We start from the raw sequence: 3,654 nt of genomic DNA, 5'->3' as shown, positions 1-3,654 counted from the left end.
TGTTCATCATTTTTAGACGGCAGAAAGCGAATAACTGCCTGACCATTACCTGCATTATCCAGTTTCAGTTTCCATTCGCCTTTATCTTCTGAGCTAAAGCCTTTATTACCATTCAGTTTTGCCATCTGTGCTGCCAGTTCTGCGGTTGATTTACGTTTAAACATATGTATATCTCCTTCTTAAAGTTAAACAAAATTATTTCTAGAGGGGAATTGTTATCCGCTCACAATTCCCCTATAGTGAGTCGTATTAATTTCGCGGGATCGAGATCTCGATCCTCTACGCCGGACGCATCGTGGCCGGCATCACCGGCGCCACAGGTGCGGTTGCTGGCGCCTATATCGCCGACATCACCGATGGGGAAGATCGGGCTCGCCACTTCGGGCTCATGAGCGCTTGTTTCGGCGTGGGTATGGTGGCAGGCCCCGTGGCCGGGGGACTGTTGGGCGCCATCTCCTTGCATGCACCATTCCTTGCGGCGGCGGTGCTCAACGGCCTCAACCTACTACTGGGCTGCTTCCTAATGCAGGAGTCGCATAAGGGAGAGCGTCGAGATCCCGGACACCATCGAATGGCGCAAAACCTTTCGCGGTATGGCATGATAGCGCCCGGAAGAGAGTCAATTCAGGGTGGTGAATGTGAAACCAGTAACGTTATACGATGTCGCAGAGTATGCCGGTGTCTCTTATCAGACCGTTTCCCGCGTGGTGAACCAGGCCAGCCACGTTTCTGCGAAAACGCGGGAAAAAGTGGAAGCGGCGATGGCGGAGCTGAATTACATTCCCAACCGCGTGGCACAACAACTGGCGGGCAAACAGTCGTTGCTGATTGGCGTTGCCACCTCCAGTCTGGCCCTGCACGCGCCGTCGCAAATTGTCGCGGCGATTAAATCTCGCGCCGATCAACTGGGTGCCAGCGTGGTGGTGTCGATGGTAGAACGAAGCGGCGTCGAAGCCTGTAAAGCGACGGTGCACAATCTTCTCGCGCAACGCGTCAGTGGGCTGATCATTAACTATCCGCTGGATGACCAGGATGCCATTGCTGTGGAAGCTGCCTGCACTAATGTTCCGGCGTTATTTCTTGATGTCTCTGACCAGACACCCATCAACAGTATTATTTTCTCCCATGAAGACGGTACGCGACTGGGCGTGGAGCATCTGGTCGCATTGGGTCACCAGCAAATCGCGCTGTTAGCGGGCCCATTAAGTTCTGTCTCGGCGCGTCTGCGTCTGGCTGGCTGGCATAAATATCTCACTCGCAATCAAATTCAGCCGATAGCGGAACGGGAAGGCGACTGGAGTGCCATGTCCGGTTTTCAACAAACCATGCAAATGCTGAATGAGGGCATCGTTCCCACTGCGATGCTGGTTGCCAACGATCAGATGGCGCTGGGCGCAATGCGCGCCATTACCGAGTCCGGGCTGCGCGTTGGTGCGGATATCTCGGTAGTGGGATACGACGATACCGAAGACAGCTCATGTTATATCCCGCCGTTAACCACCATCAAACAGGATTTTCGCCTGCTGGGGCAAACCAGCGTGGACCGCTTGCTGCAACTCTCTCAGGGCCAGGCGGTGAAGGGCAATCAGCTGTTGCCCGTCTCACTGGTGAAAAGAAAAACCACCCTGGCGCCCAATACGCAAACCGCCTCTCCCCGCGCGTTGGCCGATTCATTAATGCAGCTGGCACGACAGGTTTCCCGACTGGAAAGCGGGCAGTGAGCGCAACGCAATTAATGTAAGTTAGCTCACTCATTAGGCACCGGGATCTCGACCGATGCCCTTGAGAGCCTTCAACCCAGTCAGCTCCTTCCGGTGGGCGCGGGGCATGACTATCGTCGCCGCACTTATGACTGTCTTCTTTATCATGCAACTCGTAGGACAGGTGCCGGCAGCGCTCTGGGTCATTTTCGGCGAGGACCGCTTTCGCTGGAGCGCGACGATGATCGGCCTGTCGCTTGCGGTATTCGGAATCTTGCACGCCCTCGCTCAAGCCTTCGTCACTGGTCCCGCCACCAAACGTTTCGGCGAGAAGCAGGCCATTATCGCCGGCATGGCGGCCCCACGGGTGCGCATGATCGTGCTCCTGTCGTTGAGGACCCGGCTAGGCTGGCGGGGTTGCCTTACTGGTTAGCAGAATGAATCACCGATACGCGAGCGAACGTGAAGCGACTGCTGCTGCAAAACGTCTGCGACCTGAGCAACAACATGAATGGTCTTCGGTTTCCGTGTTTCGTAAAGTCTGGAAACGCGGAAGTCAGCGCCCTGCACCATTATGTTCCGGATCTGCATCGCAGGATGCTGCTGGCTACCCTGTGGAACACCTACATCTGTATTAACGAAGCGCTGGCATTGACCCTGAGTGATTTTTCTCTGGTCCCGCCGCATCCATACCGCCAGTTGTTTACCCTCACAACGTTCCAGTAACCGGGCATGTTCATCATCAGTAACCCGTATCGTGAGCATCCTCTCTCGTTTCATCGGTATCATTACCCCCATGAACAGAAATCCCCCTTACACGGAGGCATCAGTGACCAAACAGGAAAAAACCGCCCTTAACATGGCCCGCTTTATCAGAAGCCAGACATTAACGCTTCTGGAGAAACTCAACGAGCTGGACGCGGATGAACAGGCAGACATCTGTGAATCGCTTCACGACCACGCTGATGAGCTTTACCGCAGCTGCCTCGCGCGTTTCGGTGATGACGGTGAAAACCTCTGACACATGCAGCTCCCGGAGACGGTCACAGCTTGTCTGTAAGCGGATGCCGGGAGCAGACAAGCCCGTCAGGGCGCGTCAGCGGGTGTTGGCGGGTGTCGGGGCGCAGCCATGACCCAGTCACGTAGCGATAGCGGAGTGTATACTGGCTTAACTATGCGGCATCAGAGCAGATTGTACTGAGAGTGCACCATTGCGGTGTGAAATACCGCACAGATGCGTAAGGAGAAAATACCGCATCAGGCGCTCTTCCGCTTCCTCGCTCACTGACTCGCTGCGCTCGGTCGTTCGGCTGCGGCGAGCGGTATCAGCTCACTCAAAGGCGGTAATACGGTTATCCACAGAATCAGGGGATAACGCAGGAAAGAACATGTGAGCAAAAGGCCAGCAAAAGGCCAGGAACCGTAAAAAGGCCGCGTTGCTGGCGTTTTTCCATAGGCTCCGCCCCCCTGACGAGCATCACAAAAATCGACGCTCAAGTCAGAGGTGGCGAAACCCGACAGGACTATAAAGATACCAGGCGTTTCCCCCTGGAAGCTCCCTCGTGCGCTCTCCTGTTCCGACCCTGCCGCTTACCGGATACCTGTCCGCCTTTCTCCCTTCGGGAAGCGTGGCGCTTTCTCATAGCTCACGCTGTAGGTATCTCAGTTCGGTGTAGGTCGTTCGCTCCAAGCTGGGCTGTGTGCACGAACCCCCCGTTCAGCCCGACCGCTGCGCCTTATCCGGTAACTATCGTCTTGAGTCCAACCCGGTAAGACACGACTTATCGCCACTGGCAGCAGCCACTGGTAACAGGATTAGCAGAGCGAGGTATGTAGGCGGTGCTACAGAGTTCTTGAAGTGGTGGCCTAACTACGGCTACACTAGAAGGACAGTATTTGGTATCTGCGCTCTGCTGAAGCCAGTTACCTTCGGAAAAAGAGTTGGTAGCTCTTG

The 3,654-nt window shown here is 55.3% G+C and carries 3 protein-coding genes and 2 pseudogenes; 4 read left to right on the top strand and 1 reads right to left on the bottom strand.

The window, feature by feature from the left end:
- Window positions 1–274 precede the first annotated feature (274 nt).
- From SB753_RS34280 to SB753_RS34270, 3 genes and pseudogenes are all read left to right on the top strand, one after another.
- Window positions 275–559, top strand: a pseudogene (locus SB753_RS34280) (MFS transporter); the annotation flags it as partial.
- 79 nt (window positions 560–638) lie between these two features.
- Entirely contained in the window at window positions 639–1,721 is a 1,083-nt protein-coding gene (gene lacI, locus SB753_RS34275) for a DNA-binding transcriptional repressor LacI (protein WP_410804467.1), read from the top strand.
- 49 nt (window positions 1,722–1,770) lie between these two features.
- Window positions 1,771–2,112, top strand: a pseudogene (locus SB753_RS34270) (hypothetical protein); the annotation flags it as partial.
- 17 nt (window positions 2,113–2,129) lie between these two features.
- On the opposite strand, the gene SB753_RS34265 reads toward SB753_RS34270, so the two are convergent.
- A complete protein-coding gene (locus tag SB753_RS34265; protein ID WP_000538659.1) occupies window positions 2,130–2,498 on the bottom strand; it encodes a hypothetical protein in 369 nt (122 codons plus the stop codon).
- A 31-nt stretch (window positions 2,499–2,529) separates the two neighbouring features.
- Here SB753_RS34265 and SB753_RS34260 point away from each other — a divergent pair, with 31 nt between their 5' ends.
- Window positions 2,530–2,721 (top strand): Rop family plasmid primer RNA-binding protein, encoded by a 192-nt coding sequence (locus tag SB753_RS34260; protein WP_000165985.1) that lies wholly within the window; start codon window positions 2,530–2,532, stop codon window positions 2,719–2,721.
- The last annotated feature ends 933 nt before the right edge of the window (window positions 2,722–3,654 follow it).

Source organism: Paraburkholderia sp. SIMBA_053, from assembly GCF_046534895.1.
In the GTDB taxonomy this organism is placed as follows: Bacteria; Pseudomonadota; Gammaproteobacteria; order Burkholderiales; family Burkholderiaceae; genus Paraburkholderia; species Paraburkholderia caledonica.
The sequence above is the reverse complement of the archived record's forward strand: the minus strand, read 5'-3'. Positions and strand labels throughout refer to the sequence as shown.

Excerpts from the sequence above, each read along its gene's own strand:
- SB753_RS34265 (WP_000538659.1), bottom strand. The coding sequence starts at position 2,498 with ATGGGGGTAATGATACCGATGAAACGAGAGAGGATGCTCACGATACGG.